Raw genomic sequence first — 14376 nt, 5'->3', positions numbered from 1 at the left:
ACCCTCCGCTGACAAACGCGTCCTGGGCCCGGCGCCGGCCCGGCCGTGACTAGGATCGACCAGACGTCCGGGTGACCGGGAACGACAGACGAGCGCCGTCCGGCGGCGCTGCTCGCGAAGGAGACAACGTGGAGATCACGATCGGTGTGCAGAACCTGGCCCGCGAGCTGGTCGTCGAGACCGACCAGACGGCCGAGGACGTGACCGCCGCGGTGCGCAGCGCGATCGCCGACGGCGGGATCCTCGAGCTCACCGACTCGCGCGGGCGCACGATCCTCGTGCCCACCGCCACGATCGGGTACGTCGAGGTCGGCTCGACCGAGCAGCCCCGGGTGGGCTTCGGCGCCCTCTGACCCCGGGCGAACCCCAGCGGGCCCCCAGCGCCCGCCGGCGTCGCGTCAGGCCGCGAGGCCCAGACGGTCCATCCGCCGCGTGTGCTCGGCCGTGAGGCGGGAGACGAGCCACGCCTGCACGGACGCCCCGCCGTCGTCGTCGGCCGCCCGTGCGCGGGCGGCCAGCTCGGCGAGCGGCGGGTGCGCCGCGAGCAGCACCGGCACGAGACCCAGCGCCTCGCCGACGACACGCCGCCCCCAGAGCGCCAGGCGGGCCGAGAGCACGCCGTCCGCCGCCGCGGCCGCCGCCAGCACGGCGGTCGCGGGGTCGGCGGGGCGGGGCTCGCCCACCGCGGCGACGAAGTCCGCCGCGTCGTCGGCCAGCCCGGCCGCGAGCTCGCGGCACAGGTCCTGCGCCACGCCCAGCCCCACGACGGCCTTGAGCAGGCCCTCCGCCCAGCCGGACGGCGTCGTGCGGGCGTCGAAGTCGGCGAGGACCCCGTCGAAGGGGGCCATCGCCGCCGCCGCGCCGCCGGGGCCCACCACGGTCGTCAGCCCGAGCAGGCGCTCCTGACGGCCGAGCGAGTCCCCCGCCGCCGTCGCCAGGGTCTGGCGGGCACCGAGGTCCGGGGCATCCGCCGACCGGGCCGCGAGCAGCCCGAACGCCGCCAGCTCCGTGTAGGCCGCGAGCCCCACGAGCGTCGTCAGGGCAGGGTCCGGGGTGCTCGGCTGCTGGCTCACGCGCCCAGGATAGGGGCGGCGGACCGGCCTCGGCGGGGTCGCCGTCGTGTCCCGCCCAGCTCCGCGCCCGGTCGCGTACCATGGAGGAGTACTTCGGTTGCCCGGTCGTCACGCTATGGGTCTTCATGCATCGACTCGACCGCCGCGGCCAGGCGGGACTCCGCCGGCCTGAGCGACGTTCTTCCACGATCGGCTGCCGACCACCTCGGCGCTCCTCGCGACCCGACGAGTGTGACCGGAACGGTGCGGCCCGTCGACGGACCCGGCCCGTTCGGGAGCCCCTCGGTTCGCACGCGCCGACGAGCAGACGAAGGTACCCGTGACCACGACCGACCCCGCCGCCACCGCGGCCCCCACGACGCCCGCCACCGGCGAGCCCGACTACTCCACCCCCGCCGCCATCCAGGCGCAGGACGTCTCCTTCGCCGACTTCGGCGTCCGCCCGGAGATCGTCGAGGCCCTGCGCGAGTCCGGCATCACCCACCCCTTCCCCATCCAGGCGATGACGCTGCCGGTGGCGCTGCAGGGGCACGACATCATCGGCCAGGCCAAGACCGGCACGGGCAAGACCCTCGGTTTCGGCGTCCCGCTGCTGCACCGCGTCGTCGCGCCCGGCGAGCCCGGTTTCGACGAGCTGCCCGCCCCGGGCAAGCCGCAGGCCATCGTCGTCGCGCCCACCCGCGAGCTCGCGGTCCAGGTCGCCAACGACCTCGCCACCGCCTCGAAGAAGCGGTCGGTGCGCATCGCGCAGATCTACGGCGGGCGCGCCTACGAGCCCCAGATCGACATGCTGAACAACGGCGTCGAGGTCGTCGTCGGCACGCCGGGGCGCATGGTCGACCTCCTCAACCAGGGCCACCTCAACCTGACCCGTGCGGCCACGGTCGTGCTGGACGAGGCCGACGAGATGCTCGACCTCGGCTTCCTGCCCGACGTCGAGAAGATCCTCGCCCGCACGCCCGCGGTGCGGCACACGATGCTGTTCAGCGCGACGATGCCCGGCCCGGTCGTCTCGATGGCCCGCCGCTACATGTCGCAGCCCACGCACATCCGCGCGGCCGAGCCGGACGACGACGGCGCCACCGTGAAGAACACGCGCCAGGTGGTCTACCGCGCCCACGCCCTCGACAAGGTCGAGGTGCTCGCGCGCCTGCTGCAGGCCGAGGGTCGCGGCCGCACCATCGTGTTCGCGCGCACCAAGCGCACCGCGGCGAAGGTCTCCGACGACCTGCGCGACCGCGGGTTCGCCGCCGGCGCCATCCACGGCGACCTGGGCCAGGGCGCCCGCGAGCAGGCGCTGCGCGCGTTCCGCCACGGCCACATCGACGTCCTCGTCGCGACCGACGTCGCGGCGCGCGGCATCGACGTCGACGACGTCACGCACGTCGTCAACTACCAGTGCCCCGAGGACGAGCGCACCTACCTGCACCGCATCGGCCGTACCGGCCGCGCGGGCAAGCAGGGCACCGCGGTGACCTTCGTCGACTGGGACGACGTGCCCCGCTGGCAGCTCATCGACCGCACCCTGAACCTGGGCTTCCCGGAGCCGGTCGAGACGTACTCCAGCTCGCCGCACCTCTACACCGACCTCGGCATCCCCGAGGGCACCAAGGGCCGCCTGCCCAAGGAGAAGCGCAAGCTCGCCGGCCTGGAGGCCGAGGAGCTCGAGGACCTCGGCGAGACGGGCAAGCGGCACAGCTCGTCCGGTCAGCGCGACGGCCACCGCGGTGGACGTGACGGCGGTCGGGACGGCGGTCGTCGGGACGGCGGCTCCCGCGGCGGCCGCGGCGGCTCGCGGTCCGGCCAGGGCTCGCGCGAGGCCTCCGGCGAGCGCTCCGCGGCCTCGGCCTCCGGTGCCGGTGCCGGTGCCGGTGCCGGTGCCGGTGAGCAGCGCGACGGCGAGGAGCGCCGCCGCCGCAACCGCAACCGTCGCCGTACTCGCGGCGGCCGTCCGGTCGAGGGCGGCTCGGCCCCGCAGGCTCCTGCCGAGGGCTGACCCTCCCGCACGACCACCGGTACGCAACGAGCGTGCTGACCTGATCCTCACCTGCCATGCGTGAGGTTCAGGTCAGCACGCTCGTTGCGTCAGGGGGCATGTCCGGGGCGGGTCGTAGCGTGCGGATATGCGTCTGACGTTCTCCGCCCCGCTGTGGCAGTGGCAGGTGCGCACGGACTCGTGGTGGTTCGTCACCGTGCCGCCGGAGGAGTCCGACACCCTCGCCGAGCTCCCCCTGCCGCCGCGCGGGTTCGGGTCGATCAGGGTGACCGTCACCGTCGGCGCCACCACATGGTCGACGTCGGTGTTCCCCAGCGACGAGCAGCAGGGCTACGTGCTGCCGATGAAGAAGGCCGTCCGCGAGGCCGAGGGTCTCCAGCCGGGCGGCACGGTGCGGGTCACGCTGGAGCCGGTCGGCCTCTGAGCCCTGCTCCGGCGCCGGGGTCAGCGCACGATCTCGTCCCGCCCGGCGAACCACGCCGCCACGCCCTGCACCAGCGACGCCACCACGAGCAGCACCAGCGGCACCGTCCAGGAGCCGGTGGCGTCGTGCGCGACGCCGAGTCCCAGCGGCCCGCAGGCCGCCAGCACGTAGCCCGCGCTCTGCGCCATGCCCGACAGCTCCGACGTGCGGGCGGCGTCCTCGGTCCGCAGGGCCATGAGCGTCAGCGCGAGGCTGATGCCGCCGCCCTGGCCCAGCCCCAGCAGCACCACCCAGAGCACGGCCGCGCCGGGGGCAAGGATCAGCCCCGTCAGGCCCGCGGTGATGAGCGCGACGATGACCACGCCGATCCCCCGCTGCCGTCGCATCCGCCCCGCGAGCACGGGCGTGACGAACGAGCCGACGATGCCGAGCAGGTTGGTCAGCGCGAGCAGCCAGCCGCCCACCGCGACGCTCCGCCCGGCGGCGACGAAGATCTCCGGCAGCCACGCGTTCACCGCGTAGAACGACAGCGACTGCGTGCCCATGAGCACCGTGACCGCCCAGGCCAGCGGGCTGCGCCACACCGACCGCGCGGCGTCCGCGGGGGTGGCCCCCGGCGGACGGACCCGTGCGGCCCGGCCGCCCGCACGCAGCGCTCGCGGCGCCCAGACGACCGCGCCCAGCACGGCCAGCAGCCCCCACGAGGCCAGCGTGGCGCGCCAGTCCATGCCCGTCGCCGTCGCGATGGGCACGGTGAGGCCCGCGGCCAGCGCGGCGCCGCCCGACAGCGCCATGGAGTACAGCCCCGTCATGAGGCCGACCCGGTCGGCGAAGTCGCGCTTGATCAGGGCGGGCAGCAGCACGTTGCCGAGCCCGATCGCGGAGCCGACGGCGAGCGTGCCCACCAGCAGCGGCCCGGTCCCGGGCACCAGGCGCAGGGCGAACCCGAGGCACAGCAGCACGAGGCTGCCGAACAGCGCGCGCTCCAGCCCGACCCGGCGGGCCAGCCCGGGCGCCACGGGGGCGAGGATCCCGAAGCACAGCACCGGGAGCGTCGTGAGGACGCCGCCGGCCGTGGCGCTCAGCCCTTCGCTGGCAAGGATCTCGCCCAGCAGCGGCGAGACGGCGACGACGCCGGGGCGCAGGTTGAGCGCGGCGAGGACGATGGCCAGGACGGCCCCGGCACCGAGCGGGCGACGCAGCCTCACGCGCCCTCCCCCGCCGTCGGGCCGGACGCGGGGCCTGCCGCCGCGGCGGCACGCTCGACCAGGTGCGCCCGGACGGCGGCCATCGTGACCTCGACGGCGCGCTCCGCCGCGTCGGGGTCCCCCGCGGCGACGGCGTCCACGACCTCCCGGTGCCCGGGCACGTCCCGGTGGTGGCGCCCGTGGGCGTCGGTCGCGAGCGTGCGGACCAGCACGTGGTCGATCCCGTCGTACAGCTCGGCGAGCAGCGTGTTCCCGGCCGAGCGGACCAGCTCGGCGTGGAAGGCGATGTCCGCGGCACGGAACTCGTCCTCCCCGCCGTCGCGGGCGGCCGCCTCCTGGGCCTCCAGGGCGGCACGCAGCCCGGCCAGGGCGTCGCCGTCGGACCGGCCGGCGGCGAGCCGCGCGGCGCCGCGCTCGAGCACGCTGCGCACGTCGAGCACCTGCAGCGCGTCGGAGGTGCGCGCCCGGCGCCCGATGGCGGCGTCCAGGCCGCTGGCGGCCCGCACGTAGGTGCCGTCGCCGCGGCGCGGCGCGAGGATGCCCGCGTGCTCCAGGGCGCGCACGGCCTCGCGGACGGTGTTGCGCCCGACGCCGAGCTGGGCGACGAGCTCCGGCTCGGCGGGGATGCGGGACCCGACGGGCCACTCGCCCCGCTCGACGAGGCCGGTCAGGTGCTCGACGACGAGCTCGGAGACCTTGCGGGGCGGGGAGATCGGCGACGTCATGGGCAGGGCCGGGGGGAGGGCGGGTTCGGACACCGAAAGACCCTAACATCCCATGTTTCCGCGCCGACGCCGGCCGGGAGGTTCCCCGGCCGGCTGCCGCCCGCGGGCGCTACTGCGCCATCTTGACGAACTCGGTGACCGCCGTCGCGATCTGCTGCACCGCGATCGCCGCGAGCAGCAGGCCCGCGATCCGCGTGACCAGCGTGACGCCCGACTCCCGCAGCACGCGGTGGATGACGTTCGCGAACCGCATCGACAGGTACAGGCACACGTGCACCAGCACGATCGCCACCGCGATCGCGACCAGCTGCGGGGCGCCGCCCTCGTCCGACACCCGCGTCTGCTGGACGAACACCATCGTCGCGACGATCGCGCCCGGCCCCGCCAGGAGCGGGGTGCCCAGCGGGACGAGGGCCACGTTGACGCCCTTGTTGCCCGACGGCGACGGCTCCTCCATCTTGCCGGTGAGCAGCTCCATCGCGATGAGCAGCAGCAGCAGACCCCCGGACGCCTGGAGCGCCGGCAGCGTGATGCCCATGTAGTGCAGCACCTGCTGGCCGAACAGCGCGAAGACCACGATCACGCCGAAGGCGACGAGGATCGCCTGGCGCGCCGCCCGGTTGCGCTGCTTGGCCCCCATCGCCGACGTCAGCCCCAGGAAGACGGGCACGGTGCCGGGCGGGTCCATGATGACGAACAGGGTGACGAACACCTCGGTGAACAGTGCGGTGTCCAGCACCGCGCTCACGGACGGATCACGTCCAGCCGACCTCTTTCCTCGATCTGTGCGAGCACCTCGGGAGCGGTGGTGTGCTCCCCGATGCGGTTGAGCTTTCCGGTGCCGTGGTAGTCGCTGGAGCCGGTGACGAGCAGGCCCAGGTCCCCCGCCAGGCCGCGCAGCCGGTCGCGGGTGCCGACGTCGTGGTCCCGGTGGTCCACCTCGAGCCCGGCCAGCCCGACGGCGGCGAGCGCCGCGATCGTCGCCTCGCTCACCGTGCGGCCGCGGGCCCCCGCCCCGGGGTGCGCCATCACGGGCACGCCGCCCGCGCCCAGCACGGCCCGGACGGCCGCGTCGGTGTCCGGGGCGTAGTGCGGCACGTAGTAGCGGGCCCCGGGGTGCAGCATCGTGGCGAACGCCTCGTCGCGCGACGCGACCACGCCGGCCGCGACCAGCGCGTCCGCGAGGTGCGGGCGGCCGACCGTCGCGTCGTCACCCGTCTGCGCGACGACGTCCTCCCACGTCAGCGGGAAGTCCTCCGCGAGACGCTCGGTCATGCGCCGGGCCCGCGTGAGCCGGTCGACGCGGGTGCGGTCGCACTCGGCGCGCAGGACGGCGTCGTCGGGGTCGTGCAGGTAGGACAGCAGGTGCACCGAGATGCTGCCGCCCTCGGTCGTGACGCGGGTGGAGATCTCGGTGCCGCGCACCAGCGCGACCCCCGTCGCGACGACGGCGTCGGCCGCCTCGTCCCACCCGGCGGTGGTGTCGTGGTCGGTGAGAGCGACGACGTCCAGCCCGGCCCCGGCCGCCGCCTCGAGCACGCCACGCGGGGAGTCCGTCCCGTCGGACGCCCGCGAGTGGGTGTGGAGGTCGATCCGGGACGGTGTCACGATCACCGATTCTAGGGACGCCCGCCCGCCCGCACGCGCGAAAGGGCGCCCCCGCGGTGCGACGTCCGACACCTTCGGCCCCCGCACCCGTGAAGGAGTCGGCACAACCTCTCCACCGCCCCCGCCGCCGGCGCCCCCCACACGCCCCGACGCGCAGGGGACGATCGTTCGCGATGAACTTCCCCAGCGCCGACGTCGCCCCTGCCCCCGCCGCGCCCGCAGCGGCCGGCACCTCGCTCGACCCCGCACCCCGGCAGGCCGGGATCGTCTTCGTGCACGGCATGCGCACGTCGTCGGCCATCTGGGAGCGGCAGGTCGAGCACGTGCACCAGGCCGGGCACGACGCCGTCGCCGTCGACCTGCCCGCCCACGGCGCGCTCCACCGGGAGCGGTTCTCCATGCCCCGGGCCTTCGAGGTGCTCGACGAGGCGGCGGCGTCGTTCGGCGCGGGGACCCCCGTCGTCGTCGTGGGGCTGTCCCTCGGCGGGTACACCTCGCTCGCGTGGGCGGCGCACCAGGCGGCCGCCCCCGCGGGGTCGCCGCTCGCCGGCGTCGTCGCCGCGGGCTGCTCGTCGGACCCCAAGGGCAAGCCCGTGGCCCTGTTCCGCGACGTCGCGCACCTCGCCGTCACCGGGACGACGGCGGTGCGCCGCGGGCTGCGGGACGCCTCGCAGGCCTGGCGCGCGGCCCTCACCGGCGGCCGGTCGCGCGCGGGCGGGCTCGAGGTCGCGGCGCTGCTCGGCGACGGCGTCCCGCGGCCGGGCTGGGACATCGTCACGGACGCGCTCACGCACCTCGCGGGCCGCTCGTCGGTGGCCAGCACGCGCGCCCTGCAGGTGCCCGTGTGGTTCGTCAACGGCGCCCGCGACCGGATGCGGCTCGAGGAGTCGCGTCACGTGGCGGCCGCCGAGCGCGGTGCCCTCGTCGTCGTGCCGGACGCGGGGCACGACGTCAACTCCGACGCCCCGGACGCCTTCAACCGCGTCCTGAGCCGCGCCCTGCACGACTTCGCGCGCGTCTGACGCGTCGTCCGGGGGCCCGGCCGGTGGCCCGTCGAGCGGTGGGACACTGGGGAGCATGACCGACACCACCCCCGTCGACGAGACCGCGCCCGCTCCCCGCTCGGAGGACCGCGGCAGCAACCGTTCCCAGCGCCCCGTCTCGGAGGCGTTCAAGGCGTTCATCACCTCGCAGTGGGGCGAGCGCGCCGACCTCGACGTCGAGCCCGGCGAGGCCGTGCCGTACACCGCCGAGCGCCGTGCGAAGCTGTCCGCCCGGTTCCCCGGCGCGCGGCTGGTGGTCCCCGCCGGCCCGCTCAAGGTGCGCTCGAACGACACCGACTACCGGTTCCGTCCGCACTCCGCGTTCGCGCACCTCACCGGGCTCGGCACGGACCAGGAGCCCGACGCCGTGCTCGTGCTGCACCCCGTGGCCGACGGCGAGGGCGACCCCGACGGGAACGGCAACGGCACGCACCACCACGCCGTGCTGTACGTGCGGCCCCTCGCGGCGCGCGACACCGAGGAGTTCTACGCCGACGCCCGCTACGGCGAGTTCTGGGTGGGCGCACGGCCGTCGCTCGACGACGTCACGACGCTGACGGGCGTCGAGGCCCGCCACGTGGACGAGCTGCGCGACGCGCTCGCCAAGGACGTCGGCGTCGACGGCGTGCGCGTGCTGGTCGTGACCGGCGCGGACGAGACCGTCGAGACGCTCGTCGAGGCCATCCGCGAGGAGGCCGGCGTCGAGTCCGAGGCCGACGACGCGGAGCTCGTCGAGGCGACGTCCGAGATCCGCCTCGTCAAGGACGCGCTCGAGCTGGAGCACCTGCGCGAGGCCGTGGCCCGCACCGTCGAGGGCTTCGAGCAGGTCGTGCCGGCGCTGCCCCGCGCCGTCGCGCACCGCCGCGGCGAGCGCGTCATCGAGACGACGTTCGACGCGCACGCCCGCCTCGAGGGCAACACCGTCGGCTACGAGACCATCGCCGCCGCCGGCGAGCACGCCACCACGCTGCACTGGATCACCAACGACGGCGTCGTGCGCTCGGGCGAGCTCGTGCTGCTGGACGCCGGCGTCGAGGTCGACTCCCTCTACACCGCGGACATCACCCGCACCCTGCCCGTGGACGGCGAGTTCACCGACGTGCAGCGCCGCATCTACACCGCGGTGCTCGACGCCGCCGACGCCGCGTTCGCCGTCGCGAAGCCGGGGACGAAGTTCCGCGACATCCACGCCGCCGCCATGGAGGTCATCGCGGCCCGCCTCGAGGAGTGGGGCCTGCTGCCCGACGGCGTGACGGCGGAGGTCTCCCTCTCCCCCGAGGGCCAGCAGCACCGCCGCTGGATGGTGCACGGCACCAGCCACCACCTCGGCCTCGACGTGCACGACTGCGCCCAGGCGCGGCGCGAGCTCTACCTGGACGGCGTGCTCGAGCCCGGCATGGTCTTCACCATCGAGCCGGGGCTGTACTTCAAGGCCGACGACCTCGCGGTGCCCGAGGAGTACCGGGGCATCGGCGTGCGCATCGAGGACGACGTCCTCGTCACCGCCGACGGCAACGAGAACCTCTCCGCCGCCCTCCCCCGCCGCCCCGAGGACGTCGAGGCCTGGATGGCCCGCCTGCGCGGCTGATCCCCCTCGTCCGTTCGGCACCGGGTGGATCTCTTCGGCACGTGAGCATGCCGAAGAGATCCACCTGCTGCCGAACAGACGGCGCCCGTCCACAGGCCGCCGCCGGAAGGCGGGGAGTTGCGGCACGCTCGTGCGCATGATCGACGACGAGCCGGTGATTCTCGCAGGCGAGCTCCAGCGCCACGTGCTGGATCAGGCGCGGCGCGGCGGTGAGCTCGAGCGGCTGCGTCGCGGCGCCTACCGGACGGTCGAGAAGCGCCGCGACGAGCACCGGTCCCAGACGGCACGACGGCGTGCCCGGGCGCTCGCCGCGGCCGCGCACCGCCAGCTCGACGCGGACCACGTCTTCAGCCACGAGACTGCTGCGATGCTCCACGGTCTCCGGCTGTGGCGCGTCCCCGCCGTGACGCACGTCGTGCAGGCGTACCGCCGGTCAGGGGGCGCGGCTGCGGACCTCGCGCGGCACCTGGGCACGGTGCCCTCCGCACACCGCGTGGACCAGGGCGGCCTGCCCGTCACGACCGTCTCACGCACGGTGGCGGACTGTGCCCGGTCGATGCATCCCCTCGAAGGCCTGGTGATCGCCGACCACGCCCTGGCACGGGGCGTCGACCTCGATGAGTGCCGTGCCGCGCTCGAGGTCACGCGCCGGCGCAACGGCACGCGCCGGGCGAGGTGGGTCCTGGACCATGCGGACGCCGGCGCCGACTCCGCCTGGGAGACCTGGCTCCGGTACGTGGCGCTGCGATCCGGCCTGCCCCGGCCGATCACCCAGGCGCCGATCACCACCGCACGCGGCGTCTTCCACTGCGACCTCGGCTGGCCGGACTGGTCCGTGTACGCGGAGTTCGACGGGCTGGTGAAGTACCGCGACGACGGCGTGCGGCCCGGTCACCACGCCGCCCAGGAGCTGCTGCGGGAGAAGGAGCGCTTTGATGCCATCCGTGCGACCGGCATCAACCCCGTGCGGGTGACCGCCGTCGGCAGCTCCCGCCTCGGTGAGGTCACGCGAGCACTGACCGCACGCTTTCCGGAGCAGCTCCGACGGACGCTCCGGCAGCACCCCCTGCTGCCGCCACCGCCGTGAGCGCGGTTCTGTTCGGCATGGCCTTGATCTCCTCGGCAGGCCGACGTGTCGACCAGATCACAGGGCTGCCGAACTGATCTGGGCAGGGCGATTCAGGGCTGCGGCGGACGGTACGGGTCGTCGTGCTCCGGCGCCTTCGGCTGCTCGGGGTCGCCCTCCTGCGGCTGCCGAGGCTCAGGCTGGTGGGTGCCCGGCTGAGGGCTCTGCGGCTCCGGCGTCGGGGTGCCCTCCGGCGCAGGAGCCTGCTCCTGCGCGGGCCGCATCGCGCCGTACCGCGGCGCGCCGCTGGGGGTGGTCCAGCGCGGGTCGGGCGTGCGCGGCGCGGCGGGGGCCGCGGGGGCGGCCGGGCCGCCGGCGACCGGGGACCCGACGGCGGGGGCGCCGACCGGCGGGGTCGGCGCCGCGCCGGCTCCCCGGCGCGCCTTGCCCAGCCCGCCGGGCGACTGCATCAGCATCGAGCGGGCCTCGCCCGCCTGCTCCGCCGCGCAGAGGATGGCGTAGGTGGACGCGACGATCTGCGACGACGACGTGAAGTCACGACGCCCGCCGGTGAGCGCGTAGGACAGCACGGAGAACAGCAGGCCGAAGCCGGCGCCGAGGCCGATGCCGACCAGCAGCACCCCGCCCGCCTGCGCACCGCCGAACAGGCTGAGCAGCAGGCCCACGAAGAACCCGAACCAGGCGCCCGACAGCGCGCCGGCGAGCGCCACACGCCCGTAGGTCAGCCGCCCGGTCACCCGCTCGACCATGCGCAGGTCGGTGCCGACGATGGTGACGTGCTCGACGGCGAACTTGTGGTCCGACAGGTAGTCGACGGCCTGCTGGGCCTCGAGGTACGTGTCGTACGCGGCGACCTCGTCGCCCGCCGGGAGGGTCGGGACGCGTGGCACGGCGTTCGGGCGGCTGAAGCTCATGGGCCCAGTCTGGCCCAGCCGCGCCCCTGACACCACCAGGCCACCGGCGCCCCGCGCCTCCTACCAGGACCGACGGGGCCGCCCCGCGTAGGCTGACCGACGTGAGCGCGGCAACCAGGGTCTTCGTGGCACGGCTCGCCGGCACCCAGGTCTTCGACCCGATCGGTGACGAGGTGGGGCGCGTGCGCGACGCCGTCGTGCTGGTCCGTGCCAAGGGCGCGCCCCGCGCCGTCGGCCTGGTCGTCGAGGTGCCCGGCCGGCGACGTGTCTTCCTCCCGCTGACGCGGGTCACCGCGATCGACGCGGGCCAGGTGATCTCGACCGGCCTGCTCAACATGCGCCGGTTCGAGCAGCGCGCGATGGAGTCCCTCGTGCTGGGCGAGCTGCTGGACCGCACCGTGCGGTTCACGGACGGGTCGGGCGAGGCCACGGTCGAGGACCTGTCGATCACGCGCCAGCGCACGGGCGACTGGCTGGTGGACCAGCTCTTCGTGCGCCGTCGGCAGGCGAGCAAGGGCCTGTCGCTGCGCCGGCGCGGCGAGACGCTCGTCGTGCCGGTCGACGCCGTCACGGGGCTCGCCGGTTCCACTGAGGAGCAGGGCGCCACCAAGCTGCTGGAGGCGTACGAGGATCTCCGGCCCGCGGACCTGGCGGACGTGCTGCACGAGCTGGGCGACATCCGGCGCCTCGAGGTGGCGAGCGCCCTCGACGACGAGCGCCTGGCCGACGTGCTCGAGGAGCTGCCGGAGGACGACCAGGTCGCGATCGTGTCCCGCCTGGACTCCGGCCGTGCGGCCGACGTCCTGGAGGCCATGCAGCCGGACGACGCCGCCGACCTGCTCAACGAGCTGCCCGACGAGCAGGCGACCCGCCTCCTGGAGCTCATGGAGCCGGAGGAGGCGAAGGACGTGCGCCGCCTGCTGTCCTACGACGAGGACACGGCGGGCGGCCTCATGACCACCGAGCCCGTCATCCTCGGCCCGGAGACGACGATCGCGACGGCGCTGGCGCAGATCCGCAAGCAGGACCTGCCGCCCGCGCTGGCCTCGATGGTGTTCGTGGTGCGCCCGCCGCTGGAGACCCCGACCGGCCGGTTCCTCGGCGTCGCGCACTTCCAGCGGCTGCTGCGCGAGCCCCCGCACGCGTCGGTCGGGTCGGTGCTGGACACGGACACGGAGTGGCTGACGCCGGACGCCCCGGTGGGCCGGGTGACCCGCCTGCTGGCGGCCTACGACCTGCTCGCGCTGCCCGTCCTCGACTCCGAGAAGCGGCTGCTGGGCGCGGTCTCCGTCGACGACGTGCTCGACCACATCCTCCCGGACGACTGGCGCGAGCACATCGACGAGAACCTGGAGGAGGTGCCGCGTGGCTGACCGCCTCGACCAGCCGAAGGAGTCCCGCCGCACCCTCATCCCGCGCCCGCAGATGGACCAGGACGCGGTGGGCAGGGCGACGGAGGCGATCGCCCGCTTCCTCGGCACGCCGCGCTTCCTCATCTACCTGACGGTGTTCTGCGCGCTGTGGCTGGCATGGAACTCGTGGGGCCCGGAGTCGCTGCGGTTCGACAGCGCGTCGAACGGCTTCACCGCACTGACCCTCATGCTGTCGCTGCAGGCGAGCTACGCCGCGCCGCTCATCCTGCTCGCGCAGAACCGGCAGGACGACCGCGACCGTGTCACGGCCGAGCAGGACCGCCAGCGCGCGGAGCGCAACCTCGCCGACACGGAGTACCTGGCGAGGGAGATGGCGGCGCTGCGCATCGCGCTGGGCGAGGTCGCCACGCGCGACTTCGTCCGGTCGGAGATCCGCAACCTCCTGGAGGAGCTGGACGAGAAGGACTCGGGGCGCAGTCGCGACGCGGCGCCGTGAGCCGGGACCGCGGTCACTGCATGGCGCCGACGGCGGCCGCCCGCAGCGCGTCGGCCGCGCCCGTCGCGCCGGTCACGCGCAGCTCCTGGCGCCCGGACCGTCCCCACAACCACAGGTCGAGGTCGGCGGCGGCGCCGGCGACGACGGCGTCCGGCTCGCCGCCGTCGTCGACCAGCAGCCCGCCGGGCACGTCGTAGTACCGGCCCGACCCCGGGCCGGTGCCGCGCACCCGCCCGAGCCCCACGTCCCAACGGTGCGGCGCCTCGCCCGGGGCGTCCACCACGACGGCGACGGTGCCGCCGTCCGGGGCGAACGTCGTCCATGCGGGGTGACCGCCGAGGAGGACGTCGAGCACCTCGTCCACGCCGTCGGCCGCGATGTCGGGGTCCAGGGGTGTGACGCCCTGGCCCGCCGTCCGCTCGGCGTCGACGCGGTGGACGAGCGCCTCGTGCTGCTGTCGCCGGGTCACCCACCCCACGGAGCGCCCCTCGGGGTGCCACGACCAGCAGGGCTCGAGGGGGTCACGACCCGCGAGCGCGGTGACGAGCCGCGCCGTGGCGTCGCGCAGGAGACCGGCGAGCAGGGCGTCGTCCGCGGGCCGCTCGAGCGGGACGACGTCGCCGCCCGGACGCCCGGAGCCCGGCTCGCGCCCCACCACGGACGCCCAGAACGACTGCACCAGCGCCACGTGGTGGGCCAGGTCGGCGGCGGTCCACCCCGGGCACGCGGGCACCTCGGCGCCGGTGGGCGCGGCCTCGACGGCCGTCACGAGCAGTGCCGAGTCTCGGGCCAGCGAGGCCAGGGCGTCCATGCGGTCAACGTAGCCGCGGGCAGGGCCGAC

At 75.2% G+C, this 14376-nt stretch carries 15 protein-coding genes; 8 read left to right on the top strand and 7 right to left on the bottom strand.

The features are described 5' to 3' along the window. Positions 1–128: 128 nt before the first annotated feature. Complete coding sequence (locus ACH436_RS11525) at positions 129–353, top strand: DUF3107 domain-containing protein (RefSeq protein ID WP_430560317.1); 225 nt, start codon at positions 129–131, stop codon at positions 351–353. Positions 354–398: 45 nt separating this feature from the next. Here the strand turns inward: ACH436_RS11525 and ACH436_RS11520 are convergent, their stop codons facing one another. Further along, complete coding sequence (locus ACH436_RS11520; protein WP_430560316.1) at positions 399–1073, bottom strand: ferritin-like fold-containing protein; 675 nt, start codon at positions 1071–1073, stop codon at positions 399–401. Between the two features lie 319 nt (positions 1074–1392). On the opposite strand from ACH436_RS11520, the gene ACH436_RS11515 reads away from it, so the two are divergent. Both ACH436_RS11515 and ACH436_RS11510 read left to right on the top strand, forming a co-directional pair. Further along, entirely contained in the window at positions 1393–3069 is a 1677-nt protein-coding gene (locus ACH436_RS11515) for a DEAD/DEAH box helicase (protein ID WP_430560315.1), read from the top strand. 127 nt (positions 3070–3196) lie between these two features. Then, positions 3197–3493 carry a DUF1905 domain-containing protein gene (locus ACH436_RS11510; RefSeq protein WP_430560314.1) on the top strand — a complete coding sequence of 99 codons (297 nt, stop codon included), beginning with the start codon at positions 3197–3199 and terminating at the stop codon, positions 3491–3493. Positions 3494–3513: 20 nt separating this feature from the next. Here the strand turns inward: ACH436_RS11510 and ACH436_RS11505 are convergent, their stop codons facing one another. The 4 genes from ACH436_RS11505 to ACH436_RS11490 form a co-directional block, all read right to left on the bottom strand. Beyond that, positions 3514–4701: a CynX/NimT family MFS transporter gene (locus tag ACH436_RS11505; RefSeq protein WP_430560313.1), complete on the bottom strand. Its 1188-nt coding sequence runs from the start codon at positions 4699–4701 to the stop codon at positions 3514–3516. After that, positions 4698–5459, bottom strand: coding sequence for a FadR/GntR family transcriptional regulator (locus tag ACH436_RS11500; protein ID WP_430560312.1), 762 nt, complete (start codon positions 5457–5459; stop codon positions 4698–4700). Before ACH436_RS11500 ends, ACH436_RS11505 begins: the two co-directional genes overlap by 4 nt. A 76-nt stretch (positions 5460–5535) precedes the next feature. Further along, complete coding sequence (locus tag ACH436_RS11495) at positions 5536–6174, bottom strand: MarC family protein (RefSeq protein ID WP_430560311.1); 639 nt, start codon at positions 6172–6174, stop codon at positions 5536–5538. Continuing rightward, positions 6171–7034, bottom strand: a complete 864-nt coding sequence (locus ACH436_RS11490) for a PHP domain-containing protein (protein WP_430560310.1) — start codon at positions 7032–7034, stop codon at positions 6171–6173. Before ACH436_RS11490 ends, ACH436_RS11495 begins: the two co-directional genes overlap by 4 nt. Positions 7035–7207: 173 nt before the next feature. Here ACH436_RS11490 and ACH436_RS11485 point away from each other — a divergent pair, with 173 nt between their 5' ends. The 3 genes from ACH436_RS11485 (at position 7208) to ACH436_RS11475 (ending at position 10752) form a co-directional block, all read left to right on the top strand. Continuing rightward, the gene (locus ACH436_RS11485) at positions 7208–8056 is read left to right on the top strand and encodes an alpha/beta fold hydrolase (protein WP_430560309.1); all 849 of its coding nucleotides are present in this window, start codon (positions 7208–7210) and stop codon (positions 8054–8056) included. A gap of 55 nt (positions 8057–8111) precedes the next feature. Next, positions 8112–9665, top strand: a complete 1554-nt coding sequence (locus ACH436_RS11480; protein WP_430560308.1) for an aminopeptidase P family protein — start codon at positions 8112–8114, stop codon at positions 9663–9665. A 136-nt stretch (positions 9666–9801) separates the two neighbouring features. Next, positions 9802–10752 (top strand): hypothetical protein, encoded by a 951-nt coding sequence (locus ACH436_RS11475; protein WP_430560307.1) that lies wholly within the window; start codon positions 9802–9804, stop codon positions 10750–10752. A 92-nt stretch (positions 10753–10844) separates the two neighbouring features. Here the strand turns inward: ACH436_RS11475 and ACH436_RS11470 are convergent, their stop codons facing one another. Next, a complete protein-coding gene (locus tag ACH436_RS11470) occupies positions 10845–11666 on the bottom strand; it encodes a general stress protein (RefSeq protein WP_430560306.1) in 822 nt (273 codons plus the stop codon). A gap of 101 nt (positions 11667–11767) precedes the next feature. Between ACH436_RS11470 and ACH436_RS11465 the strand changes: the two genes are divergently transcribed. Continuing rightward, positions 11768–13039, top strand: a complete 1272-nt coding sequence (locus ACH436_RS11465; protein WP_430560305.1) for a magnesium transporter MgtE N-terminal domain-containing protein — start codon at positions 11768–11770, stop codon at positions 13037–13039. Further along, complete coding sequence (locus tag ACH436_RS11460) at positions 13032–13535, top strand: DUF1003 domain-containing protein (RefSeq protein ID WP_430560304.1); 504 nt, start codon at positions 13032–13034, stop codon at positions 13533–13535. The genes ACH436_RS11465 and ACH436_RS11460 overlap by 8 nt, the downstream gene beginning before the upstream one ends. A gap of 13 nt (positions 13536–13548) precedes the next feature. On the opposite strand, the gene ACH436_RS11455 is transcribed toward ACH436_RS11460, so the two are convergent. Then, positions 13549–14346, bottom strand: coding sequence for a maleylpyruvate isomerase family mycothiol-dependent enzyme (locus tag ACH436_RS11455; protein ID WP_430560303.1), 798 nt, complete (start codon positions 14344–14346; stop codon positions 13549–13551). Between the last annotated feature and the right edge of the window lie 30 nt (positions 14347–14376).

Origin of the sequence: Isoptericola sp. NPDC019693, from assembly GCF_044389085.1 — a bacterium.
GTDB lineage: Bacteria > Actinomycetota > Actinomycetes > Actinomycetales > Cellulomonadaceae > Isoptericola.
Note: the sequence above shows the minus strand (reverse complement) of the source record. Positions and strands in the feature narration are given on the sequence as shown.

Coding starts and splice junctions, on each gene's coding strand:
- ACH436_RS11510 (WP_430560314.1), top strand. CDS start 3,197: ATGCGTCTGACGTTCTCCGCCCCGCTGTGGCAGTGGCAGGTGCGCACG.
- ACH436_RS11485 (WP_430560309.1), top strand. CDS start 7,208: ATGAACTTCCCCAGCGCCGACGTCGCCCCTGCCCCCGCCGCGCCCGCA.
- ACH436_RS11480 (WP_430560308.1), top strand. CDS start 8,112: ATGACCGACACCACCCCCGTCGACGAGACCGCGCCCGCTCCCCGCTCG.
- ACH436_RS11475 (WP_430560307.1), top strand. CDS start 9,802: ATGATCGACGACGAGCCGGTGATTCTCGCAGGCGAGCTCCAGCGCCAC.
- ACH436_RS11470 (WP_430560306.1), bottom strand. CDS start 11,666: ATGAGCTTCAGCCGCCCGAACGCCGTGCCACGCGTCCCGACCCTCCCG.
- ACH436_RS11455 (WP_430560303.1), bottom strand. CDS start 14,346: ATGGACGCCCTGGCCTCGCTGGCCCGAGACTCGGCACTGCTCGTGACG.